Annotated in this window: 22 protein-coding genes and 1 pseudogene; 8 read left to right on the plus strand and 15 right to left on the minus strand. The window is 71.6% G+C overall.

The genetic code is table 11. The annotated features are described in order from the left end of the window. Positions 1-10: 10 nt before the first annotated feature. A complete protein-coding gene (locus tag SY2F82_RS13740; RefSeq protein WP_200419283.1) occupies positions 11-1264 on the plus strand; it encodes a styrene monooxygenase/indole monooxygenase family protein in 1254 nt (417 codons plus the stop codon). Here the strand turns inward: SY2F82_RS13740 and SY2F82_RS39685 are convergent. The 4 genes from SY2F82_RS39685 to SY2F82_RS13760 form a co-directional block, all read right to left on the minus strand. Beyond that, complete coding sequence (locus SY2F82_RS39685; RefSeq protein WP_200419284.1) at positions 1237-2193, minus strand: hypothetical protein; 957 nt, start codon at positions 2191-2193, stop codon at positions 1237-1239. The two genes, SY2F82_RS13740 and SY2F82_RS39685, sit on opposite strands and share 28 nt — an antisense overlap. A gap of 102 nt (positions 2194-2295) precedes the next feature. Continuing rightward, positions 2296-2646 carry a hypothetical protein gene (locus tag SY2F82_RS13750; RefSeq protein WP_200419285.1) on the minus strand — a complete coding sequence of 117 codons (351 nt, stop codon included), beginning with the start codon at positions 2644-2646 and terminating at the stop codon, positions 2296-2298. 10 nt (positions 2647-2656) lie between these two features. Next, positions 2657-3382, minus strand: coding sequence for a TetR/AcrR family transcriptional regulator (locus tag SY2F82_RS13755; RefSeq protein WP_200419286.1), 726 nt, complete (start codon positions 3380-3382; stop codon positions 2657-2659). A gap of 188 nt (positions 3383-3570) precedes the next feature. Then, positions 3571-4500, minus strand: a complete 930-nt coding sequence (locus SY2F82_RS13760; protein WP_200419287.1) for a diiron oxygenase — start codon at positions 4498-4500, stop codon at positions 3571-3573. A 137-nt stretch (positions 4501-4637) separates the two neighbouring features. Here SY2F82_RS13760 and SY2F82_RS13765 point away from each other — a divergent pair, with 137 nt between their 5' ends. Together SY2F82_RS13765 and SY2F82_RS13770 are read left to right on the plus strand one after the other, a co-directional pair. Next, positions 4638-5750 carry a ferritin-like domain-containing protein gene (locus SY2F82_RS13765; protein ID WP_200419288.1) on the plus strand — a complete coding sequence of 371 codons (1113 nt, stop codon included), beginning with the start codon at positions 4638-4640 and terminating at the stop codon, positions 5748-5750. Between the two features lie 81 nt (positions 5751-5831). Next, positions 5832-6470: a Uma2 family endonuclease gene (locus SY2F82_RS13770; protein WP_200419289.1), complete on the plus strand. Its 639-nt coding sequence runs from the start codon at positions 5832-5834 to the stop codon at positions 6468-6470. Here SY2F82_RS13770 and SY2F82_RS13775 read toward each other — a convergent pair. From SY2F82_RS13775 to SY2F82_RS13800, 6 genes are all read right to left on the minus strand, one after another. Further along, positions 6415-6903 carry a DUF3291 domain-containing protein gene (locus SY2F82_RS13775; protein ID WP_200419290.1) on the minus strand — a complete coding sequence of 163 codons (489 nt, stop codon included), beginning with the start codon at positions 6901-6903 and terminating at the stop codon, positions 6415-6417. The two genes, SY2F82_RS13770 and SY2F82_RS13775, sit on opposite strands and share 56 nt — an antisense overlap. 58 nt (positions 6904-6961) lie before the next feature. After that, positions 6962-8434 carry a penicillin-binding transpeptidase domain-containing protein gene (locus SY2F82_RS13780; RefSeq protein WP_200419291.1) on the minus strand — a complete coding sequence of 491 codons (1473 nt, stop codon included), beginning with the start codon at positions 8432-8434 and terminating at the stop codon, positions 6962-6964. Continuing rightward, a complete protein-coding gene (locus SY2F82_RS13785; protein ID WP_200419292.1) occupies positions 8431-9804 on the minus strand; it encodes an FtsW/RodA/SpoVE family cell cycle protein in 1374 nt (457 codons plus the stop codon). Before SY2F82_RS13785 ends, SY2F82_RS13780 begins: the two co-directional genes overlap by 4 nt. Before the next feature lie 50 nt (positions 9805-9854). After that, positions 9855-11135, minus strand: a complete 1281-nt coding sequence (locus SY2F82_RS13790; protein WP_200419293.1) for an ATP-binding protein — start codon at positions 11133-11135, stop codon at positions 9855-9857. Then, positions 11132-11962 carry a hypothetical protein gene (locus SY2F82_RS13795; protein WP_308437761.1) on the minus strand — a complete coding sequence of 277 codons (831 nt, stop codon included), beginning with the start codon at positions 11960-11962 and terminating at the stop codon, positions 11132-11134. The genes SY2F82_RS13790 and SY2F82_RS13795 overlap by 4 nt, the downstream gene beginning before the upstream one ends. 64 nt (positions 11963-12026) lie before the next feature. Further along, positions 12027-12533 carry a dual specificity protein phosphatase family protein gene (locus SY2F82_RS13800; protein ID WP_200419294.1) on the minus strand — a complete coding sequence of 169 codons (507 nt, stop codon included), beginning with the start codon at positions 12531-12533 and terminating at the stop codon, positions 12027-12029. A 97-nt stretch (positions 12534-12630) separates the two neighbouring features. On the opposite strand from SY2F82_RS13800, the gene SY2F82_RS13805 reads away from it, so the two are divergent. Beyond that, positions 12631-13434 (plus strand): nuclease-related domain-containing protein, encoded by an 804-nt coding sequence (locus SY2F82_RS13805; RefSeq protein ID WP_200419295.1) that lies wholly within the window; start codon positions 12631-12633, stop codon positions 13432-13434. 148 nt (positions 13435-13582) lie between these two features. Here SY2F82_RS13805 and ligD read toward each other — a convergent pair whose 3' ends face one another. Next, positions 13583-14464, minus strand: coding sequence for a non-homologous end-joining DNA ligase (gene ligD, locus SY2F82_RS13810; protein WP_200419296.1), 882 nt, complete (start codon positions 14462-14464; stop codon positions 13583-13585). Between the two features lie 62 nt (positions 14465-14526). Here ligD and SY2F82_RS13815 point away from each other — a divergent pair, with 62 nt between their 5' ends. Continuing rightward, positions 14527-15636: a Ku protein gene (locus SY2F82_RS13815; protein ID WP_200419297.1), complete on the plus strand. Its 1110-nt coding sequence runs from the start codon at positions 14527-14529 to the stop codon at positions 15634-15636. 6 nt (positions 15637-15642) lie between these two features. Here the strand turns inward: SY2F82_RS13815 and SY2F82_RS13820 are convergent. After that, a pseudogene (locus SY2F82_RS13820) lies at positions 15643-16980 on the minus strand (beta-ketoacyl synthase); the annotation flags it as partial. Between the two features lie 197 nt (positions 16981-17177). Between SY2F82_RS13820 and SY2F82_RS13825 the strand changes: the two are divergent. The 3 genes from SY2F82_RS13825 (at position 17178) to SY2F82_RS13835 (ending at position 21567) form a co-directional block, all read left to right on the plus strand. Beyond that, entirely contained in the window at positions 17178-17660 is a 483-nt protein-coding gene (locus SY2F82_RS13825; RefSeq protein ID WP_200419299.1) for an SLATT domain-containing protein, read from the plus strand. Between the two features lie 172 nt (positions 17661-17832). Continuing rightward, a complete protein-coding gene (locus tag SY2F82_RS13830) occupies positions 17833-18939 on the plus strand; it encodes an NAD(P)/FAD-dependent oxidoreductase (RefSeq protein ID WP_200419300.1) in 1107 nt (368 codons plus the stop codon). 255 nt (positions 18940-19194) lie between these two features. Next, complete coding sequence (locus SY2F82_RS13835; protein WP_200419301.1) at positions 19195-21567, plus strand: MFS transporter; 2373 nt, start codon at positions 19195-19197, stop codon at positions 21565-21567. An 80-nt stretch (positions 21568-21647) separates the two neighbouring features. Here SY2F82_RS13835 and SY2F82_RS13840 read toward each other — a convergent pair whose 3' ends face one another. The 3 genes from SY2F82_RS13840 to SY2F82_RS13850 are packed head-to-tail and all read right to left on the minus strand — an operon-like array spanning position 21648 to position 23970. Continuing rightward, positions 21648-22055 carry a hypothetical protein gene (locus SY2F82_RS13840; RefSeq protein ID WP_200419302.1) on the minus strand — a complete coding sequence of 136 codons (408 nt, stop codon included), beginning with the start codon at positions 22053-22055 and terminating at the stop codon, positions 21648-21650. Beyond that, entirely contained in the window at positions 22052-23758 is a 1707-nt protein-coding gene (locus SY2F82_RS13845) for a right-handed parallel beta-helix repeat-containing protein (protein WP_200419303.1), read from the minus strand. The genes SY2F82_RS13840 and SY2F82_RS13845 overlap by 4 nt, the downstream gene beginning before the upstream one ends. Before the next feature lie 38 nt (positions 23759-23796). Then, entirely contained in the window at positions 23797-23970 is a 174-nt protein-coding gene (locus tag SY2F82_RS13850) for a hypothetical protein (RefSeq protein WP_200419304.1), read from the minus strand. Positions 23971-24075 lie beyond the last annotated feature (105 nt).

A 24075-nucleotide genomic window follows, 5' to 3' on the forward strand; every position in this document is an offset into this window, starting at 1 on the left:
CACCACCCGCATGCGGAAGATACTCGTCGTCGGAGCCGGTCAGTCCGGACTCCAGCTCGCCCTCGGCCTGCAGTCGCACGGGTACGAGGTCACCCTGATGTCCAACCGGACCGCGGACGAGATCCGTACCGGCCGCGTCATGTCGACGCAGTGCATGTTCGACACGGCGCTGCAGCACGAGCGCGACCTGAAGCTGAACTTCTGGGAGTCCCAGGCCCCGAAGATCGAAGGACTCGGCGTGTCCGTGGCCGCTCCCGGCTCGTTCGACCCGGGCCCGTCGCAGCGTGCGATCGACTGGGTGGCCAAGCTCGACGGGTACGCGCAGTCGGTCGACCAGCGGCTGAAGATGGCCGGCTGGATGGAGACGTTCGCCCAGCGCGGCGGCCAGCTCGTCATCCACGGCGCCGCGGTCTCCGACCTCGACTACTTCTCCCGCACGTACGACCTGGTGCTGGTGTCCGCAGGCAAGGGCGAGCTGGTGTCCATGTTCGCCCGGGACCCCGAGCGGTCCCCGTACAGCGAGCCGCAGCGCGCGCTCGCCGTGTCGTACGTCCACGGCCTCGGGCCGCGCCCCGAGCACCCGGACTTCGACGCGGTCCGCTGCAACCTGGTCCCGGGCGTCGGCGAGCTGTTCGTCATGCCGACGCTCACCACCTCCGGCCGCGCGGACATCCTGTTCTGGGAGGGCATACCCGGCGGCCCGCTCGACGTCTTCAAGGGCGTCAAGGACCCCGGCGAGCACCTCTCCCTGACCCTGGAACTCATGGAGAAGTTCACTCCCTGGGAGTATGCGCGGGCCACGAAGGTGGAGCTGACCGACGCCGGCGGCACGCTGGCCGGGCGGTACGCGCCCACCGTGCGCAAGCCGATCGGGCGGCTGCCCGGTGGCGGACTGGTGCTCGGCGTCGCCGACGTGGTCGTGGCGAACGACCCGATCACCGGGCAGGGCTCCAACTCGGCGTCCAAGTGCGCGGCCGCGTATCTGGCCTCGATCCTCGAACACGGGGACAAGGAATTCGACGAGGCGTGGATGCAGCAGACGTTCGACCGCTACTGGGAGACGGCGCGCCACGTGACCAAGTGGACGAACGCGATGCTGGGCGTGCCGCCGGAGCACGTGCTGAACCTGATCGGGGCGGCGGGGGCCATGCCGCCGGTGGCGCACCGGATCGCCAACGGGTTCAACGACCCCTCGGACTTCGAGAACTTCTTCTACGAGCCGCAGAAGGCCGAGGCCTACCTGGCGTCGGTGGCCGGCGCCTGACCTGACGCCTCCGGGCGCACGGTGCCGGACGCCGTCGGGCTCTCGGCCGTCGGCGTCCGCTCCGCGTCGGGCGCACCGGAGGCCGGGGCCGTCTCCTGGGCCGCCGCGGCCGTCTCCTGCTCGAACCGGGCCAGGGCGGCCAGCTGTTCGGGGGTGAGGGAGGCGAGCCGCTGCTCGATGTCCTTCAGCCGCTGTTCGACGTCGTCCCGGGCCTTCTTCTGCCGGTCGGTGAGGGTGAGCTGGTCGTCCAGCGCCTTACGGGCCGCGCGGGCCAGGGTGTCGGCGCTCCTCTCGGCGTCGGTCAGCTGGTTCACGGTCGCGGCCCGCTCCCGCGTCAACTGGCCGATCAGATGGCCCTCGTCGAGCGCGTGCTGTGGATCGCGGGCGAACAGCAGGCGCACGTACGGGGAGAGGGACGCGCTGCTCTGGTACTGCTGCCGGGCCAGCCGTCCGGCCGCGACGCGGCTGCTCCGCAGGTCGAGCCGGGTCCTCGCGAGCTGCCCGTCGAGCCGGGACACCTCCGCCCGTCGCTGGTTCAGCTTCTCGGTGGTGGCGTCGTAGGCCTCGGTGGCCTGCTCCGCGTCGCGGTAGAGATGCTGAAGTTCCGTCAGGAGCTGGGCGACGGGTGGGGCGCTCGGCTGGACCGTGGTGGTGGGGGAGGGGTCCGGTTGGGCCGTGTTGCCGGGGACGGGGTCCGGTTCGGCCGTGGTGGTGGGGGAGGCGTCCGGCGGGGCCGTGTTGCCGGGGACGGGATCCGGTCGGGCCGTGGCGCTGGACAAGGCGTCCGGTCGGGCCGTGGCGCTGGACAAGGCGTCCGGTCGGGCCGTGGTGGGGACGGGATCCGGGACGTCGATCGCCGGCGCGGCGGCGAGCAGGGCCCACGTGGTCACCGCCGCCGTACCCGCCAGACGCCGCAACCTTTCTGACACGTCATCACCTCCGGATGCCGGGTGGTCCCTCCACCTCGCACCGGCAGGATGAGACGGGTGCGTCCCGTGCGCGCGCCGAGTGGTCGGTTCGGCGCAGCGAGGTCACTCGTGAGCGGTGTCCGGGCCGTCTCCCGGCGTGGCGCCTGGCGTCCGGCGCGGTTTCGACCACGGCCACCGCAGACGGCCGCCGGTGTCCCCCTCCGGGTCGTACTCGTACTTCCAGCCCGGGTGGAGACCGAACCTGCCGCTCGGGCCCGCCTGGACACGACGGTAGACGAGGACGGTGGGCGGACCTCCGCCACGCTCGGCTCCGCTCGCGCGGGGGGACCCCCACGCGGCGTCCGGGACCGGCACGCGGTACGTCTTCGGGGGATGGCCGGTGAGTCCGAGCAGGACGGGCAGGACGCGCCCGTCCAGGGGGCCGCCGACGAACGGGGTGTCTTGGCTCTTCACGGCACCAGTGTCACAGCAGGTGACCGGCGCCGCCGAGCACGGGCAGGACGCGCCGGGCCAGGGCGCCGACCGGGCCTTCGGCGCTCTCCAGGGCCAGCGCGGAGCGGACCACTTCGGCGGTCTGCGCATCACGTCCCGCGGTGGCCACCAGTCCGGCCACGAACTGCTCCACCAGCCAGTCCCGCAACTCCTCGACCGGGGGCTGCTTGTCCTGGTCGAGCCAGATGAGGGAGGCGGCCTCGACGGAGGTGATCCACATCCGTACGGTCATCCGCAGCCCGGGGCCGGGATCCTCGACGCCGAGGTGGGTGAGGATGTGCCCGGCCGCGGCCCGGCGCACGCCGTCGACGATGGCGGTGGTGCGGGACGTCTCGACCACGCTGCCGCCCTGGAGCAGGGCGCTGAAACCGGCGTCGTGCCGGGCGACGAAGGCGAGGTAGCGGTCGAGGGCGCGGGCGAGGCGGTGACTGAGCGGGCCCTCGGGGGGTTCGGCGAAGCACTGCCGGAGGTCGTCGGCGGCGGAGCGCAGCGCGGCCTCGTAGAGCTGCTGCTTGCCGCCGGGGAAGTAGCGGTAGACGAGGGGGCGGGAGACGCCGGCGGCCTCGGCCACGTCGTCGAGGGAGACCTCCTCGGGGGCGCGGTGCGCGAAGAGGGTGAGCGCGGCGTCGAGGAGTTGCCTGCGGCGTTCTTCCACGCTGAGCCTTCGGTACGCGCGCGTGGGGGCCTCGGAGGTCATGTTCGCAGCGTAATCGTGTTGCCGTAAGGACGAGGCACCCGGAGCTGCAGCGGCCGTGCAGGGGGCTGCGCTCCCGTCCTCCCATCGGCCTGAACGGCCTCGTCCTCAATCTCGCCCGCTCTCGGCTTCGCTCGAGCGGGGGGAGCCCCACGACGGGCTGGAAACGCCGGCCCGAAGGCGAGCCGTACTCACGCCAGCAACCCGGACGACCTCCACAACCGTCGGCCCACACCCCGGAGCACACCGATGTCGTCCAGGAAGTCCGTCAGCCGCTTCGCTCCCGTCTGCATGATCTCCCGGCGGTGGCCGCTCGCCCTCACCTGGGCCATCGCCTCCCGCTTGTCCAGGCCCACGTTCGTGTAGACCTCCGGGTTCACGAAGGCCACCGAGAACACCCGTGCGAACTCGCCGGACGTGATGCGGGTGAACTCCTGCGACCACCGCGGAGCGGTCACCATCTGGCGGCGCAGTTCCTCACGGGCGTAGCGGACGTGGCGGGCCTCCTCGACCACGTGGATACGGGTGACCCCGCGGATCAGAGGCTGCACCCGCTCGTCGGGGAACGTCAGCCGCTGCATCCAGTCCAGGACCTCCTCGCCCAGCAGCGTGGCCGTGAACGAGCCCGGCGTGGTCGAGATCGTCTTGAAGACGCGGCCCAGGTTCTGGTGCGCCCGGCTCACCGGGTACCAGGGCGTGTCACCGTGCGCGATCAGCCGGGCGAACATCTTCGAGTGCCGGCACTCGTCCTCGATCTCGGTCAGCGCGTACCGCACGTGCGCGCTCGTCGCCGCCTTGTCGTAGATGTGCCGGACCAGCAGCTGCATCAGGATGATCTCGAACCAGATGCCCAGCGAGGCGAGCGCCGCGGCCTCGTGCTGGGAGAGCCGTATCCGCTGCTCCTCGCTCATCCGCCGCCACAGCGGTGTGTCGTACAGCGACACCAGCTCCGGCGGCCAGAACCACTTTCCTTCCTCGTAGGGCGCGTCCCAGTCCAGTTCCTCGTCCGGGTCGAAGGAGTGTCTGGCGGAGGAGGCGAGGAGCCGCTCCGCCACCTGCTCCCGGTCCTTGAGCAGTCCGAGCGCGTCGCGCAGCACGTCTGCTTCGGTCACGGTCGTCATCGCTGTGCCCACCACCTCGTCGTACGGGCCGGCTGTTACCCGCGGTCACGGTCTTATGAGACTGCTTGTCAGCAAGGACGTCAATCCCTTGCGCTCCACTTGTTGACGCCGCGTCTACCTCGTGTGAGCGTGTGCTCATGCCGACGTTTGAGCTGTACGCCAAGGAGCCGGAGGAACCCCTCTGGCAGGTGCCCGCGAGTGGCGCGGCCCGCTTCAGCTGGGAGTACGACGACGGGCGCGACCGGCTGCTGGCCCTGTACCAGAAGGGCAAGGACAAGCAGTGGGACGGGCAGAAGCGGATCGACTGGCACCTGGAGGTGGACCCGTACGACCCGCTCGGCACCCCTGACGAGGCGATGACCCTGTACGGGACGCCGTACTGGGCGAAGATGACCGACAAGGACAAGGGCGAGCTGCGCCGGCACTACGCCTCCTGGCAGTTCAGCCAGTTCCTGCACGGCGAGCAGGGCGCGATGATCTGCGCGGCGCGGATCGTGGAGTCGGTCCCCGATCTGGACGCCAAGTTCTACTCGGCGACCCAGACGATGGACGAGGCGCGGCACGCGGAGATCTACGGCCGCTTCCTGCACGAGAAGATCGGGATGCTCTACCCGATCAACGACAACCTCCAGGCGCTGCTCGGAGACACCCTGCGGGACAGCCGCTGGGACATGCCGTACCTCGGCATGCAGGTCCTCATCGAGGGCCTGGCGCTCGCCGCCTTCGGCATGATCCGCGACACGACGGACAAGCCGCTGCCCAAGCAGATCCTCGCGTACGTCATGCAGGACGAGGCCCGCCACGTGGCGTTCGGCCGCATGGCGCTGCGGGACTACTACAAGCAGCTCACGGACGCCGAACTGCGCGAACGCGAGGAGTTCGTCATCGAGGGCTGCTACCTGATGCGGGACCGGCTGCGCGGGGTGGAGGTGCTGGAGAACTTCGGCATCCCCAAGGCCGAGGCGGAGGCGTACAGCGAGAACTCCGAGTTCCTCCAGCTGTTCCGGCAGTTGCTGTTCAGTCGCATCGTCCCGTGCGTGAAGGACATCGGCCTGTGGGGCAAGCGCCTCCAGCAGGCCTACGTCGACATGGGCGTCTTCGAGATGGGCGACTCGAACCTGGACCTGCTGATGGCCCAGGACGAGGAGATCGCCGAGAAGCTGGACGCGGAGCGCTTCGCGGCGGAGGAGGGGGAGCGGGTCGCCGAGGTGGAGGAGGCGATCGAGGAGGGTCAGCGTCTCGGCGGCTGATCACTCGATCGACGGGCGAATCGGCATATTCCCCTGGGTACGCTGGCTGTGCCAGGCAGACTCCGCCGCATGGGAGCAATCATGAGCGCCGCACGTGACTACGGTCTGGACGACGACTACGAATGGGCTCGTCCGCCGGTCGGCGGCTGGACGGCGGACGACCTGGACCGGCTCCCGAACCTTCCTCCGCACACGGAGCTGATCGACGGGAGCCTGGTTTTCGTGAGTCCGCAGACGTCGTTCCACATGCGCACGATCCGACTGCTGGACATCGCTCTGTTGGACCAGGCGCCCGACGAATTCGAGGTCTTCCGAGAGTTCACCGTGACGCTCGACCGCCGCAACCGTCTGGAGCCGGACGTCCTGGTGGTCCGCGCCGGAGCTGACACCGGGCCCAGGGACACACGGCTCTTGCCCGACGACGTCATTCTCGCCGTCGAGGTCGTGTCCGAGGACTCCGTGGAGCGTGACCGAGAGGCGAAGCCTCGCAAGTACGCCGCAGCAGGTATCCCGCACTTTTGGAGGGTCGAGCAGAACAACGGCCTTCCCGTTGTCTACATCTACGAGCTCGACCCCCAGACCAAGGCGTACGTGCCCACCGGCATCCATCACGACAAGCTCAGGCTGACCGTCCCGTTCCCCATCGACATCGACCTCACCGCCATCAACCGCCGCCCACCGGTCGCGCCTCCCCCGGAGGAAACGACGTCCGCAGGGTGAACGCGTACTCCGTCGGCCCGTGCGCACGGAGGTGAAGCAGCCGCTCCTCCGCCTCCGCCACCGTCGGGCGGTGGCCCGCCGGGACCCACCACAGGGCCGTCACGGCCTCTTCCAGCCGCTCGAACCACTCCCGGCGCCGCGCCAGCATCTCCCGGTGCAGGCCCTGGTACATGAACGCCGTCAGCGCGTCGATGTCGCGCCACATCGTCAGGTTGATGATCAACCACTCGTCCCCGAACACGGGGACGTCCGTGGCGTTGCCCGAGTCGTCCTTCAGCCGCCAGACGAAACCGTCGAAGGCGTCGGCCGCCGCGTTCACGGGGTCCAGCGCCTCCACGAAGTCCTTCAACTGCGGTGAGTCCAAGGGGGCCTTGAGGCGGGCGATGTTGACCTGGGCGAGTTCGTGGGCGGAGTGCGGCTGATCGGTCGTCATGCACCGAACGGTAGGTCGGGGTCACGCCGGGCGACAGCCCCCGTCTCAGCACCTGGACTCAACCCCTGCCGTGAGGACGGGAGTTGAGCACTGCCTCCATCACCGCCTTCGCGATCGGCGCCGCGTCCCCGCCCCCGCTGACCTCCCCCTGCCGGCCCGCGTCCTCCACCACCACCGCGACCGCCACCGCCGGCTCCAGCGCGTCGTCCGCCTGCGCCCAGGAGATGAACCAGGCGTACGGCTTCCCGGAGTTGTCGACGCCGTGCTGGGCCGTGCCCGTCTTGCCGCCCACTCGGGCGCCGGGGATCGCCGCGTTACGACCCGTTCCCTCCTGCACCACGTCCGTCATCATCTCCCGCAGTTGTTCCGCGGTGGTGGCGCTCATCGCCCGGTGCAGGGTGCGGGGCGTGGCCGTGGAGACCGTCTCGCCGTCCTTGGTCGTCGTCCGCTCCACCAGGTACGGCGCTTTCACATCGCCTCCGCCGGCCACGGTCGCCGCGACCATCGCCATCTGCAGCGGTGTCGCCCGGGTCTCGAACTGCCCGATCGAGGACAGCGCCAGCTGGGAGGCGTCCAGCTTCGGTTCGAACGTGCTCGGCGCCACCGCGAACGGCACCCTCAGCCTCCGCTCGTTGAAGCCGAAGTTCGCCGCCGTGCCCGTCATGTTCTGCAGCCCCACCTCCCCGCCCAGCTTGGCGAACACCGTGTTGCACGACCAGGTGAAGGCGTACCGCAGCGACGCGTCCTCGCAGCCCTCGGTCTCGTTGGACAGCTCGGTCGTCGTGCCGGGCAGCCGGTAGGGGTCGGGGGAGTCCGTCGGCGCGTCGAGGTCCGTCACCACCCCCGCCTCGAGGGCGGCTGCGGCCGTGACCACCTTGAACGTCGAACCGGGCGGATACGTCTGCCGGATCGCCCGGTCGAGCATCGGCCGCGCCGCGTCCCCGTTCAGCCTCTTCCAGGCCCGGGCCACGGACGGCGACGTCCCGGACAGCTCCCCGGGGTCGTACGACGGCGTCGAGACCAGCGCCAGGATCCGTCCCGTCGTCGGCTCCACTGCGGCGACCGCGCCCGCGCGCCCCGCCAGCCCCTGGTACGCCGCCCGCTGCGCCGCCCCGTTGAGCGTGGTGACGACATGGCCGCCGGGGATGCGCTTCCTCAGGACGCCGTTCCACAGGGGGAACGGATCGAGCAGCGGGTCGGTGCCCGACAGCAGTGCGTCCTCGGTGTGCTCCAGGAGCGTCGTCCCGTACACCTGGGAGGCGAAGCCGGTGACCGGCGCGTACAGCGGCCCGTCGGTGTAGGTGCGGGTGTGGCGGAACATGCCGCCCGTGTCCCGGGACCCGGTCACCGGGCGGCCGTCGACCAGGATGTCGCCGCGGGGGCTGCCGTACCGGGCGATCATCTGCCGGCGGTTGGCGGGGTTGTCCTCGTAGCGGGCGGACTCGAGAATCTGCACCCGGGTGGCGTTCGCCAGCAGGGCGATCAGCAGCACCGCGCACAGGGCCGCCGCCCGGCGGATGTACCGGCTCACGGCGCTGCCGTCCTGTCGTACTGGCTGCGGGCCGAGTCGCTGATCCGGATCAGCAGCGCCACGATGATCCAGTTGGTCACGAGCGACGAGCCGCCCTGCGCCAGGAACGGCATCGCCATGCCCGTCAGCGGGATCAGGCCCGTCACCCCGCCCGCGATCACGAACACCTGGAGCGCCACGATCGACGCGAGCCCCACGGCGAGCAGCCGCCCGAACGGGTCCCGCAGCGCCAGCCCCGCCCGGTAGCCGCGCTCCACCAGCAGCGCGTAGAGCAGGAACAGCGCGCACAGGCCGGCGAAGCCCAGTTCCTCGCCCGCCGTCGCCAGGATGAAGTCCGACTTCACGGCGAAGCCGATCAGCACCGAGTGGCCGAGGCCGAGCCCGGTGCCGAGCGCGCCGCCGGCGGCGAACGCGAACAGCGACTGGGCGAGCTGGCCCGCGCCCTGGCCCGCCTCGATCGACGCGAAGGGGTGCAGCCAGTCCTCGACCCGGGCGTGCACGTGCGGCTCCAGCCGGCCCACGGCGAACGCGCCCACCATCGCGAGCAGCAGACCGACCGCGATCCAGCCGGTGCGGCCCGTGGCGACGTACAGCAGCACCACGAACAGCCCGAAGAACAGCAGCGAGGTGCCGAGGTCGCGCTCCAGGACGAGGACGCCGACGCTCAGCAGCCAGATCGCCACCACCGGGCCGAGGACCCGCCCGGTGGGCAGCTGAAGCCGCCACACCTTGCGGCCCGTGAAGGCCAGCGCCTGCCGGTTGGCGGCCAGGTACCCGGCGTAGAAGACCGCGAGCAGCAGCTTCGCGAACTCGCCCGGCTGGATGGAGAACCCGGCGACCCTGAGCCAGATCCGGGCGCCGTTCACCGCCGGGAAGAAGATCGGCAGGGTGAGCAGGGCGAGCGCGGCGCCCCCGCACAGGTACGTGTAGCGCTGGAGCACCCGGTGGTGGCGCAGCAGCAGGACGACGGCCGTGAACAGTGCGACGCCGAGCGTCGACCAGGACAGCTGGGTGGGGGCCGCCCGGTGGCCCGGGGTCTCCAGATCGAGGCGGTAGATCAGCACCAGGCCCACGCCGTTGAGCAGCACCGCGATGGGCAGCAGCAGGGGATCGGCGTACGGGGCGCGCAGCCGTACCGCGCAGTGCGCGAGCAGCGCGAGCGCGCCGAGCCCGGCGCCGTAGCGGAGCGCGCCGGGCGGGAGGGTGCCGTGCCGGGCCAGGCCGACGGCGCAGTAGCCGTACACCGACAGCAGCACGGCGAGGACGATCAGGCCGAACTCGGTTCCCCGGCGCCGGGGCAGGCGCAGCGCGGGGGCGGGGGCGTCCGCCGGCGTCACGGTCCTCGCTCCTGGCGTTCCGGGCGGGATCATGTGCGGAACGTAGCAAGCGATAAGCGGTATGTCCCGTTATGCGGGGGCAATCAGCCCGTTCCGGTACTTATTGGCGTCTCCGGGAGGGAGAGCGTGGCCATGGCCCCGCCGTCCGGTGCGTTGGCGAACTCCAGCCGGGCGCCCAGCACCTCCGCCTGCCCGCACGCGATCGTCAGGCCGAGGCCGTGCCCCTTCGCGCCGCCCTCGGTGCGGAACCGCTGCGGCCCGTGCGCCAGCAGGTACTCCGGATAACCGTCCCCGTGGTCCCGTACGGTGACCCGCGCACCGTCGACCGTCAGCACCACCGGGCCCCGCCCGTGCCGGTGCGCGTTCGCCACCAGGTTGCCGAGCACCCGCTCCAGCCGCCGCCGGTCGGTCGCCACGCACGCGTCCCGCACCACCCGGACCTCGACCGGGGTGCCGGAGGCCCGCACCACCCGCTGCGCCAGCGGCGCGAGCCGCTCCTCGGCCAGCTCCAGGCGTTCGCCGCCCGCCTCCAGGCGGGAGATCTCCAGCAGGTCCTCGGTGAGCGTGCGCAGCGCCGCCACCCGGTCCCGCACCAGCTCGGTCGGCCGCCCGGGCGGCAGCAGCTCGGCCGCCGCGTGCAGCCCGGTCAGCGGGGTGCGCAGCTCATGCGCCACGTCCGCGGTGAACCGCTGCTCGCTCAGCAGCTTGCCCTGCAGCGTGGCCGCCATCGTGTCCAGGGCGCCCGCGACCGCGGCCACCTCGTCCTGGGGGCGCGCCGGATTCCTCGCGCGCCGGTCGTTCACGCGCGCGTCCAGGTCGCCCGCGCTGATCCGCCGGGCCACCTGCGCGGTCGCCTGCAGTCGCCGGGTCACCCGGGTCACCGCGAACGCTCCCACGCACAGCGTCACGCCGCTCGCCAGCGCCGAGGACCACACGATCGCCTCGTCCAGGGCGTCGATGATGCGGGCGCCCTGCGCGTAGTCGACCTGCACGGCGAGCGCCCGGCCGCCGTCGGCCGGGCCCGCCGCCCACATCGTGGGCTGCGGATCCCGGGTCCCGACCATCGTGCCGCGGTACCCGTCCGCCGCCAGTTCCCGCAGCGGCGCCGGCAGCCCCGGCGGGTCGACACCCGCGTCGTGCGGCAGCCGGTCGCCCGCCTCGTACGCCTGCGTCACCTCCGTCAGCCGGGCCAGTGCCCGGCCGCGGGCCTCACCGACGGTCCGGTCGGTGACCTGGACATGGACGAGCACGCCGAGCAGCGCGGCCAGACCACAGCACATGACGGTGATGAAGGCGGCCGCCTTCCAGGTCAGCGTGCCGGTCCAGCGCGGCAGCCGGTCGAGCGTGCGGCCGAGGGGCCTCATCGGGCGCTCTCCGACGGGACGGGGGCGGCCGAGGGGGAGACGGACGGGACGGGCGAGGCCGGGGCAGGGGCGGACGGGGCCGGTGCGACCGGCCGGCGTGGGGGTGCGGTGCCCACCCGCACGATCTCGTCCCGGGTCGCCAGCATCGCGTGCTGGTGCGGATCCCAGGTCCACTCCGTGCGGAACTCGTAGCCGGGCAGCGTCGACGGCGAGCGGATGATCACGGTGCTGCCCGCCAGCTCCACGCTGATCACGCTGTCCGAGGTGCCCATGACCTGCACCAGCCGGTGGTGTTCGACGGTGTACACGCGCACCGCCAGCTGGTCGTCCGGGAAGCGGATGCCGAGCACCATGTCGTCCTCGCCGTCGCCGGTGAGGTCGCGGTAGTACGCCCGCAGGACCGGGCACCGCCGTCCCTGCGGGCCCGCCACGCCGCAGTCCTTCAGCCGCTCGCGCGTCTCCGCGTACAGGGCGTGCGGGCCGGAGTAGGCGTCCGGGTGCGCGGCGACCTCGGCGCGCACGACGTCCAGGGGGTCCACCCGGCGGATGTCATCACCAGGAACGGTGACGCCCTTGACGGTCTCGGTGTCCGCCTCGCCGTAGTCCAGGGCGGGCGTGGAGGCGGGCGGCAGCTGGGGCCACAGCCGCACCGGGCCGACGGCGGTGGCGGTCGGGCCCGCGCCCCGCAGGGCACCGGAGTCACCGCAGCCCGCAAGGAGCAGGGCGGTCACGGCGACGCCGAGGGCCGCGCGCACGGGGCGACCGCGGAGTGACGGGCCCACACGGCGGCTGCGGAACGCCGTGCCGGCGCGACGGCTGGGGAACACGGGGGCATCCGTCCTTTTTGCTCACCTGATGACCGGTTGTTCACTCTACGATCGGCCAGTGAGGTTACTCCGCGAGTTCCTCCAGGAGGCGGGCGGTGTCCAGGCCCGCCCGCAGGTACTCCACGAACAGGTCGTTGTGCAGCGCCCAGGGCCCGCGCCGGGCGCGGATCATGCGGATCGCCTCCTCGGCGGTGTGCCCGGCCCGCACCAGCGCATGCGCGACGACCAGGCCCGAACGGTTGTACCCGTGGTAGCACCGCACGAGCACCCGGCGCCCGTCCTCCAGCGCGTCGTCGGCGGCCTGCGCCAGCCGCATCACACCCGCGAGCTGCGTTCCGTCCAGCGGGCCGTCCGGGATCGGCCACACATGGTGCTCGACTCCGTCGTCAGGCCCGTGCCCGGGCAGCCGCAACAAGGTCAGCACCAGATCGAACTCATCCCGTACGACGGCGAACTCCCGCTCCCCGGAGCGCCCCCTGAACTCATGGCCGCCCATCCACAGACCGGGCACGATCTCGCTCCACGGGCTCTCGGGAGCCGGAACATCGGGTTGCTTTCTGCGGGTCCGCAACGGCGCCTCCCACCGAGTCCCCAACTGCTCACAAAGGTAGCCGGGTTCTTGCCCCCGGAGCACCCCGCCTGTTCCCATGGTCGAGGGGTGATGGTGCATGGACGGACTGCGCGTCGTACCGACCTGGCGGCACGGACAGGAACGCCTGTACGTGTGCGGCACCGACGGGCGGAACATCGCCTGGTACGACCGGGAGACCGGCCGGGTCAACCTGCTGAGCGAGGACCTGCGCGAGGGCGTGCTCGACGCGCTCGGCCCGTTCGTGACGGGCCCGGTGACGGTCGGGCCGCCCCCCGTGCCCACCCCCGCCGAGCTGGCCCGGCTCTCCCTCCACCCGGACGACGACCTGGCGCCGAACCGGCCCGGTGAGGCCCTGCTGATCGCCCTGGACCGCGACCCGGGCCCCACCCGCCGGCTGCGCCCGGACCCACGGCGCCAGGCGCTCGACGCCGAGCAGGCGGTCGGTGACGCGCTGGACGGTCTGGAGGGCGCGGGCTGGCGAACCCTGCACTCGGTGCCGCTGCCCGGCGGCGACCGCATCCACCACCTGGCGATCGGCCCCGGCGGCCTGTTCGCGGTGCGCTCCCTCTACGCCCGCAGGCAGCGGGTCCTCGTCGCCGATCCGATGGTGACGGTGGGCCGTCAGGAGGCGCGGCCGCTGCTGCGCCAGGTGAGCGCCGACGCGGACCGGGCGTCGTACGCGCTGACGGCCGAGGTCCACCCGGTCCTGATCGTCACCGAGCCCGGCCGCCTGGAGATCACGGCGCCGCTGCGCAGGATCCGCGTCCTGAAGGACACGGACGTGCCCGCCCTGGCCCGCTTGGGCGGCATGCTGAAGCCGGCGGACGTGGAAGCGCTGCACGCGATGGCACGGGACCGGCACACGTGGTCCCGGGTGTGACCGTGGGGCGGCGGCACACCGCAGGGGTTCGGGGCAGTGGAACCGCTTCTTCTCAGGACAGTGGAACCGCCTGCTCTCAGGGCACCGGAACCGCTCGCTCTCACGGCTGCGGAACCGCTCGCTCTCACGGCTGCGGAACCGCTTGCCCTCACGGCAGCGGAACCGCTTGGTCGGAATCGCAGAGCGCGGCCATGAGGTCCCCGTACGCCTGCAACCGGGGAGCGATGTCCGGGGCGCGGAAGACGAGACTGCCGGGCGAGGCACAGTCCTCCACCTCCTCCCATGTAACCGGCGCCGACACGGTGGGCTCCGCCCGGGCGCGCAGTGTGTACGGCGTGGCGGTGGTCTTGCGCGCCGCGTTCTGGCTCCAGTCCACGAAGACCTTCCCGGGCCGCAGACTGCGGGTCATACGGTGGATGACCAGGCGGGGCATCGCCTTCTCCGCCTCCACGGCGAGCTGCCGGGCGTAGTCCGTCGTCCGCTGTGAAGGCGTCGGTTCCACGGTGGCGAGCAGATGCAGCCCCTTGGAGCCGGACGTCTTCGCGTACGCCGCGATCCCGTCCGCCGCCAGCCGCTCGCGCAGCCACAGGGCGACCTCGCAGCACTCGACGATCGTGGCCGGCGCTCCCGGGTCGAGGTCGAAGACCAGCCGGTCGGCGATGTCGGGCGTGTCGATGCGCCACTGCGGGGTGTGGAACTCGGTGACGAGGTTCGCCGCCCACATGAGGCTCGCCAGGTCCTGGATCAGCACCATGCGGGCCGCACCCTCCGTACGCGGCACCTCCGCCGTGGTGACCCAGTCGGGCGTACCCGGCGGCACGTTCTTGGCGAAGAACAGCTGTCCGTCCGGCCCGTCCGGATAGCGCAGGAAGGACAGCGGGCGGTCGCGGAGGTGAGGCAGCAGGGCGCCGGCGGTGGTCGCGTAGTAGTGCAGCAGCTCGCCCTTGGTGAAGCCGGTCGCGGGATGGAGCACCTTCTCCAGGTTGCTGAGCGCCAGCCGGCGGCCCTCCACCTCTGTGATCGGCGTCATACGATGAGAATCCCACGAGAACCCCATGAAATCGCCCGACCTATCCGGAAAAGGGGCGGAACGTGCGATCCATCTGGAACGGCTCCATCTCGTTCGGCCTGGTGAGCATCCCCATCAAGCTGATGAACGCCACCGAGAACCACGCGATCTCCTTCCGTCAGATCCATCTGGAGGACGGCGGCCGCATCCAGTACCGCAAGTTCTGCGAGCTGGAGGACCGCGAGGTGGCTCAGGCGGAGATCGGCAAGGGGTACGAGGACGCGGACGGCTCGGTCATCCCGATCACGGACGAGGACCTGGCTCAGCTGCCCATCCCGACCACCAAGACGATCGAGATCGTGGCGTTCGTCCCGGAGGACCTGATCGACCCGCTCCAGATGGACACGGCGTACTACCTGTGCGCGAACGGCACCCCGGCCGCCAAGCCCTACACGCTGCTGAGGGAGGCGCTCGGGCGCACGGGGAAGGTGGCGATCGCGAAGTTCGCCCTGCGGGGCCGGGAACGGCTCGGGATGCTGCGCGCGGTCGGTGACGTCCTCGCCATGCACGCCCTGCTGTGGCCCGACGAGATCCGCGCACCGGAGGGCGTGGCACCGGAGGGGAACATCACGGTCCGGGACAAGGAGCTGGACCTGGCGGACGCCCTGATGGACACGCTGGGGGAGGTGGACCTGGACGAGCTGCACGACGAGTACCGCGAGGCGGTGGAGGACCTGATCGCGGCGAAGGCGGAGGGCAAGGAACCGCCGACGGCGCCGGCGCCCGAGGGCGGCAAGGTGCTCGACCTGATGGCGGCGCTGGAGAAGAGCGTGCGGGTGGCCAAGGAGGCGCGGGGCGCGGGCGAGCAGAGGGCGCAGCAGAAGGCCGAGGTCACACGGTTGCCGCAGCGGAAGGCGGCGCGTACGGAGCCCAAGGAGACCGGCGGGAAGAAGAGGGCGCCGGCGACGAAGAAGACGGTGGCGAAGCCGGGGGCCACGGCGAACAGGACGGCGATTAAGCAGACCGCGGCCAAGCAGACCACGACCAAGCAGACCACGACCAAGCAGACCGCGACCGAGCGAAGCGCGACCAAGAAGACGGCAGCCAAGAAGGCGGCAGCCAAGAAGACCGCGGCGAAGAAGACACCGGCGAAGAAGACAGCGGCGAAGAAGGCAACCGCGAAGGGGGCCTAGGGGGCCCTAGCGCACCCGCCGCAGCGCCAGTACGGCGTTGTGGCCGCCGAAGCCGAAGGAGTTGCTCAGGGCCAGGTCGCCGTGTGAGGGGAGCGGGCGGGGGCGGCCGCGGACCACGTCCAGTGGGATCTCCGGATCCTGGGAGTCCTGGGGGTGGTGGGCCGTGGCGCCGATCGTCGGAGGGATGAGCCCGTGGTACAGGGTCAGCACCGTGGCCAGGGCCTCCACCCCGCCGGCCGCGCCCTGCAGATGCCCCAGGTGACCCTTGAGCGCCGTGACCGGCACGGCGTCGCCCAGCACCTCCCGTAGCGCGACGCCCTCCGCGAGGTCGCCGTCGGGCGTCGCCGTGGCGTGCGCGTTCACGTGGACGACGTCCACGGCGCGGGCACCCGCGTCCCGCAGCGCCCGCCGCAGCGCGAGCACGATCCCGGCGCCCGACGGATCCGGCGCCGCCATGTGGTGCGCGTCGGCGGACAAGCCCCACCCGGCGGCCTCGCAGTACACACGCGCCCCGCGCCCCCGTGCGTGCTCGTCCGCCTCCAGCACCAGGAACCCGGCGCCCTCGCCGTTCACGAACCCGTCGCGGTCCTTGGCGAAGGGCCGCGAGGGCGAGACGTCCCCCACCGCGTGCTGGGACAAGGCCCGCATCGCGGCGAACGACGCCATGATCGCCGGCGTCACCACCGCCTCCGCGCCGCCTGCCAGGGCCACGTCCACGTGCCCGTACCGGATCCGGTCGATCGCCTGCCCGATCGCCTCGGTCCCCGAGGCACAGGCACTCGTCACGGTGCGCGCCTCCCCGGTGATCCCCAGGTCGATCGATATCTGGGAGGCGGCCTGGGAGGGCACGGTCATGGGGGTGGTGAGGGGGGAGACCGCGCGAGGCCCCCTCTCCCGCAGCACCCGGTCACCGCCGACCAGCACGGAAGCGTCACCGAGGATGGAGCCCACGGACACGCCGACGCGCTCGGGTTCGAGTCCGCTGCCCACCGCGCCCGCCAGGTCGAACCCGGCATCCCGCCAGGCCTCCCGCGCCGCGAGCACCCCGAATTGCGCGGCCCGGTTCATCCGCCGCGCCCGGGGCCGGGGCAGCAGCGCGGCGGGATCGGCGGGCACGGTCCCGGCTGTGCGGACGGGCAAGCCGGCGAAGTCGTCACCCGTCAACTCGGATATCCCGCACCGTCCGTCGAGAAGCCCCTGCCACAACTCGGCCACTCCGACACCGAGCGGGGTGACGGCTCCCAGCCCGGTGACGAGGACCCGCCGCGGCGTGGCACCGAGGGACGGCCGGTGGGCACTCGGGTCGTGGCGTACGAGATGGCCGCGGGCCTCGTCCTGTGCGGCCGACCGAGGCAACCCGGCGTCCGGCAGAGGCGGTTGGGGTAAGGCGGAGGGGGAGGGGCGCATGGTGCCACGCAGCTTTCCGTAGATCCGAACGCTGCTGCCCCCAGGCCCGGTTGTGCTGTCCGTCGGTCAACTCCACTGTACTTCTCCCGCACAGGGGACGGCGTCGGCGGTGCTCCGTGGGACACCATGGAGCCATGCGCCGACGTAGACCCGACACCAGCGCGTGGCTCGAAGCCCCGGACCCGGTGCTCGCGCTCGCCCGGGAGGAGCTGGCCTTCTACGAGGAGGCACGCGACTCGGCCCGCAAGTGGCACCGCGTCACCGAGCTGGGGGCACTGGCGACTTCCTCGTCCACGGTGGTGGCGGCGGGGCTCCATGCTCCCGCCTGGCTCACCGCCCTGATCGCGGGCGGCGCCCTGTTCTTCACCGGCGTCCGGCAGGTGTTCGCACACGGCCCCCGCTATGTTCTGGCGGCACAGTCCCGTGAGTCCCTGCGACGAGCCATCAACCGCTACCAGCTGGTCCCCGAGGCCGACCGGGACACGCGAGCGCGCCGGGAGCTGCTCGCCACGGTGGAGCAGGTGGGCGACGAGGAACTGCGGCAATGGGTCGAGCAACGGCAAGGGACGACCTTGGACGGCAGCGGCCCGGACAGCGGCTCGCCGACGCTTCCCTGACCCCCGCACGGGCCCGCGTGGGTGGTGCCCGCCCACACCATCGCTTCACGCAACAGGCACACGACCGCACTGAAAGTTTAGGTTTCAAGCGTTACTCTGCCCCAGCAGTCGAGTGGCCGAGAACAGCCGATCCGCGCGGCACTCGCACCCCCCACCAGGCAGGAGACCCGGCGTGCGCGACGGCGATGTAGTGGTGATCGGCGGCGGCTATGCGGGCGTTCGCCTGGCAAAACGGCTGGACGCCCTGGCGCGGGTCACGCTGGTGGACCGCAAGGAGGTCTTCTTCCACCGCATCGCCTCCCTGCGCGCCGGCGTACGCCCGGAGTGGACGGCCACTCCTTTCATTCCGTACGACCGGCTGCTGCGCAACGGCCGTGTCGTCGTCGGCAAGGCGGTCCGCATCGACACCGCCGAACGGCATGTGGTGCTGGCCACCGGCGAAAGACTGCCGTACGACGTGCTGGTGATCGCCACCGGCGCCGACTACCCCGAACCGGCCCGCTTCACCGGCACCACTACCGAAGAGGCGGCCAAGTCGTTCGCCGGACACCAACAGCACGTGGCCGCCGCCGAACACGTCCTGGTCGTCGGCGGCGGGCCGTCCGGCGTGGAACTCAGCGCCGAGATCCGCCTGGCCCGGCCGGACGCCCGGGTCACGCTCGCCCACGCGGGGCCGGAACTGCTCCATTCCACGGGCAGCGCGCGGGCCGGCCGCAAGGCTCGCGCCTGGCTGGAGTCCCACGACGTGGAGGTGCGGCTCGACTCCTTCATGGCCCCCGGCAGCCTCTTCGGCACCTATCGCGACGCTCATGGCGACGTCGTCGACGCCGACCTCTCCTTCTGGGCGACCGGCACCACCCCCAACACACTCTGGTTGCGGCTGGCCGGCCATGGCGACTGGCTCAACGCCGCCGGCCATGTGAAGGTCGACCGGACGCTCCGGGTCGAGGGGCGGACGGACGTGTTCGCGGTCGGCGACGTGAACGACGTCAGCGAACTCAAGATCACCCCTGCCGCACTCGCCCAGGCGGACATCGCCGCCCACAACATCCGCGCGCACCTCCAGAGTTCCGGCAGGCACCGCAAGGAGCCCCGCTTCTACCGGCCGATCCGCCGCACCCCGCTCATCGTGCCGTTCGGCCCGGCCGCCGGAGTGACCGTGATGCCCGTGCCGGGCGGCGAAACCGCCGTCCTCGGCAGCCGCACCAGCACCCTGGCCAAGGCGAAGACCCTCCTGACCCCGTACATGAGGCGCCAGCTCGGCTACACCGCGGCCTGAGGTGCGGAACGGGCGAGGATCGAAACGTTTGCGTTTCGCTACGAGGTTCCCTACTCTCGGGACGGTGTACGAAACCGTTTCGGACAGAGGGCCCCCGCCGTCTCGCCGGAGCGACCCCCACACCGGCCGAACATCGAACGAACCGAACGCCGCACTCCGTACCTCGAGCGCTGGACGGACACCGTCGTCCTCCTCCACCCCGAGGTAGAAGGCACTGAGCCACCCGGAGCCCTTGAGCCCCGCAAGAGGGATCACATGGAATTCATCCAGACCGAAGCCGCCCCGGCCACAGATTCCGGCCGGACCCACCACCATGCCCAGCCGAAGCACCGATGGTGGGCGCTGGGCGTGATCGCCCTCGCCCAACTCATGGTGGTGCTCGACGCCACGATCGTGAACATCGCACTGCCGTCCGCCCAGCAGGACCTGGGCTTCGACAACAACGGACGGCAGTGGATCGTCACCGCCTACTCGCTCGCCTTCGGCAGCCTGCTCCTGCTCGGCGGCCGGCTCGCCGACCTGTTCGGCCGCAAGACCACCTTCATCATCGGCCTGGTCGGCTTCGCGGCGGCCTCCGCGCTCGGCGGGGCGGCGAACGGCTTCACCATGCTCGTCGTCGCGCGCGCCGTCCAGGGCCTGTTCGGCGCCCTGCTGGCTCCCGCCGCGCTCTCCCTGCTGACCACGACCTTCACGGACGCCAAGGAACGCGCCAGGGCGTTCGGCGTCTTCGGCGCCATCGCCGGTTCCGGCGCCGCCGTCGGCCTGGTCCTCGGCGGCCTGCTGACCGAATACCTGAACTGGCGCTGGACGCTGTACGTCAACGACGTCATCGCGGTCTTCGCGCTGATCGGCGCGATCGTCTTCATCAGCCGCTCGGTCCCGGCCCAGCGGCCCCGGCTGGACATCCCGGGTGTGATCCTGGTCTCCGGCGGCCTGTTCGGCGTCGTCTACGGCTTCGCCAACGCGGAGACGCACGACTGGAGCAACTGGATGACCTGGGGCTTCCTGGCCGCGGGCGGCGTGCTCCTGCTGGCGTTCTTCCTCTGGCAGGCCCGGGCGAAGCACCCCCTGCTGCCGCTGCGCGTGCTGGCGGACCGCAACCGCGGCGCCGCCCTGTCCACCGTTCTCATCTCGTCCGCCGGCATGTTCGGCGTCTTCCTCTTCCTCACCTACTACCTGCAGGCGACGCTGGGCTACTCGCCGGTGAAGAACGGCGTGGCCTTCCTGCCGATGGTGGGCGCGCTGATGGTGATGGCGCAGCTGTCCACCAACGTGCTCGTGCCGAAGATCGGCCCCAAGGTGATCGTGCCCATCGGCATGCTGCTGGCCGCGGGCGGCATGGTCTGGCTGACCCGCCTCGGCCTGCACAGCGGCTACGCCGCGCATGTGCTGCCGCCCCTGCTGCTGATCGGCGCGGGCCTCGGCCTGTCGATGCCCGCGGCCATGAGCTACGCGACCCTCGGCGTCCAGGCGAGCGACCAGGGTGTGGCCTCGGCGGCCGTCAACACCACGCAGCAGGTGGGCGGTTCGGTCAGCACCGCGCTGCTCAACACACTGGCCACCAGCGCCGCGACGGACTACGCGAAGCACCACATGACCGACCCGCTGGTCAAGGTGAACGCCGCGCTGCACAGCTACTCCACGGCGTACTGGTGGTCGGCCGGCTTCTTCGTCTTCGCGGTGCTGGTGACGGTGCTGCTGTTCCGCCGCAGGGCGACGCCCCGGGCGGCCGCGGACACGCCGGGCGCCCCGGCCTCGGGGGCCGCCCCGGACGCCGCTGAGCCCTTGGCCGTCGCCACCGCAGGGGACACCGGAGGCCGGGACACCGGAGGCCGGGACACCGACCGTCCGGACTTCGGAATCGACGGTCCGGGCGTCATCCGCGGCCAGGTGCGGGACGGGGCGGGCACACCACTGGCACGCGCCGCGATCACGGTGCTCGACCCGACGGGCCGCCAGGTCGCCCGGGCCACCTCACGCGAGGACGGCTCGTACGCCGTGGACACCTCCGCACGCGGGAGCCTGGTGCTCATCGGCTCGGCGGCCGGACACCAGCCGCAGGTCGCCACGCTGTCCCTGAACGGCGCACCGATCGCCTACGACCTGGTCATGCCCGCCGGCACGGGCACCCTGACCGGCACGGTGCGCGACACGGGCGCAGAGGCGCTGTCCGGAGCCCTGGTCGTCGTCACCGACGAGCGCGGAGCCGTGGCGTCCTCGACGACGACGGATACCGACGGCGCCTACCGGATCGCCGACCTCCTCCCCGGCGACTACGCGGTCACGGTCACCGCCCCGGGCCGCCGCCCGGCAGCCTCCCTGGTGACGGTCACGACCGAGGGCGTCCACCACGACATCGAACTCCGCCCCGCCGCCGACGTTCGCGGCACGATACGCACCCGGGACGGCCGCACGGTGGAGGACGCCCGGGTCACCCTGCTGGACGCGGAGGGCAACGTCGTCGCGGCCCGCTCCACCGGCCCCGACGGCACGTACGCCTTCACCGATCTCTCCGGCGACGAGTACACGGTGGTCGCCAGCGGCTACCCGCCGGTCGTCACGCCCGTGAAGATCGACGGGGGCGGGCGCCAGCAGGTGGACGTGTCGCTGGGGCACGAGGAGGCGTAGGGGTCCGGCAACGGCGGCGGCCGGCCCGGGCCGTCCGACGGGCGGTCCGGGCCGTCCGACGGGGCGGTCCGGGCCGGTGATCAGAGGATGCCGGTCAAACCCTCGATCGCCTTCTGGGCCCACTCCTGCGCCCCTGCCGCCGTACCGGCCACCACTCCGGTCGCGACCGGGGCCAGAGCTCCCCTCAGCATGGCGAGCGCGCGGCGGAGCCTGCCGTCTTCGGCCGCATCCGGCCGGGCGATCGTCGCGAGCACTTCTCTGGCTGCGGACTCGGCATCCTCTCGGTCGGCATCAGCGAGGCCGGCTTGGGGCAGCTCGCGCAGCAAGGTGGTGACCAGCGTGGCGAGTGCCTCGAAGCCCGGGGCGACAGCGCTGTTGTTCTGCTGGTTCTGGCTGACCGTGTTGTTGTTCCAGGCGAACTGGGCGCCTGAGACCTCGGCGTTGAACACCGGCCCGTCGTAGTTGTTGACGTTCTGCGGCTCGTTCATGTGCTGGAACCGTCCTCGTTGTTCTGCTGCTGGATGACGTTGTCGTTGTTCCATGCCAGTTGAGCCCCGTGGACCTCGGCGTTGAACACCGGCCCGTCGTAGTGGTTGACGATCGTCGGTGGAGGCTCGACCGGCTTTGCGGTCTGCTCGACGACCGGCAGCGACGTGCGCAGAGAGACAAGGTCGACGCGGCCGTTGTCCTGCACGGCCACACCCTGCGTTCCGGTGACGGAACAGTCCACCAGCCGTCCCCCGCTCGTGCCTTGGAAGCTCGCACCCGCGGTCGCGCAGTCGACGAACTCGCTGTTCATGACATCCAGGCGGGCGGAGTCCGTCCCGCAGAGGCCCAGGCTCTCTGAGCCGGTCACAGTGAGGTTCCGTGCGACGAGCCTCCCCTTGCCGAACCCGACGGCCCCACAGGAGCTCACCGCTGCGACGTCACAGTCATGCAGGAACAGCTGAGCCTCTTCGCCGACGCCGAAGCCCACCACTCCCCGCTCCGCCGACACGCCTTTCAACGTGACCCGGGACTGGCCCAGGACCTCCGCTGCGGACATGCCGAAATCACGGAACACCGAGTCGGTGACGTCGGCCGTGGTACCGCCGTTACCCCGCGTCTCCAAGTGCGACGGGCAGCGCTCGACGCGGACCTGCTCGAACACAGCCCTGGCCTCGTCGTGGACCCGCAGCGCGACGCTCGTCAGGTCCTCGATCCCGACCCGGGTGAAGCGGCCTCTGCCGGCATCGGTGACGGCTATGCCGACGTTGCCGCGGGAGATGCGGCAACCGTGAACCTCGGGAGCGCCGCCCTTGGTCGAGAACACCGCGATGTTGCCTGCGCCGAAGACCTCGCAGTCCTCGAACCTGCCACGGCCCGCGGTGTGGACGTTGATGCCGGTGTCGCGACACTCGGTGAACGCGCAGCCGCGCACCACAGGGTCGGCACCACTCACCACCGCGATCCCGTGTTGCGCGTCGAAGACCCGCGTGTCGTCCACGGAACCCTTCGACTGCTCGATGAACGCGATTCCCTCCGCGTGCACAGCGTTGATCGCGCAGTCGGTCACGGTGAGCTCCGCCTGCGAATCCGCCATGACGGCCGCTTTGCCGGTGCCGGTCAGCTCGCACCCGGTGACCTGGGCACGGGCACCGCTGACCCGCAGGCCATGGATCATGCTGCCCCCGATCCAACTGCCCCGGACCGAGACGTCGGCACCTTCGATCACCGCGACCGCGTTGTCGGTGGCGTCGGTGAACCGGCATCGTTCGACGAGCCCGTTCGCCCCGCTGAAGAGGGCTCTGCCGTGCAGGAACACGCTGTCCCGCAGTGTCACGAAGGTGCTCGGCCTCGCGTGCACGCTGACGCCGTTGTGCGCACGGACATCGCAGTGGTCAAGCGTGAGCGTTCCCGCATGGCAGCCGACGACGTCGGCGTCACGGCCCACCAACACGAGACCGTGCACCTGAACCGACCCGAAGGCGTCGAGGACGGCACCACGAGACCGGCTCACCACCACGGAGCCCGGATCGCCGAGCGCGGCCAACTGGACCTCGCCCTGGACGGTGAGCGCCTCCTCGTAGCGACCGGGCGCGATCTCGACCAGCGCCGCCCGGCCCCGTCTGGCCGCGGCGGCGAGCGCGGAGGTGATGTCGGGATGAGCGCGGCGGCCACCGTGCGGCGAGACGAGGTACCTCGCGACCATTCCCGCCCCCCACGCGCGGCCCACTGGAACCGCCGATATTACCGGAGCAGTTGGGAACGGCCCGGTCGCGCGGCGGTGGTCACGCCGAGCCAGGTGCGCAGGTTCGCCGCCGACTCCGCGGCCGGGCTGACGGTCGCAGCCGAGGCACTCCTTGCGAACCCCGCCACCGAGCGGGAGGAGTGCGGCACGTCGGAGTCGGACGGCCCGGCCACGCTCGTGGACTCCGCCGAGCCGCCTGGACGCGCCGGCGCCGAATCGCGCGTCGAACATCCCGGTGGCGGAAGGCCCGCTCAGGCGCCGGTCCCGCTGCCCGCCGG

Source organism: Streptomyces sp. Y2F8-2 (assembly GCF_014905555.1).
GTDB classification, from domain to species: Bacteria; Actinomycetota; Actinomycetes; order Streptomycetales; family Streptomycetaceae; genus Streptomyces; species Streptomyces cynarae.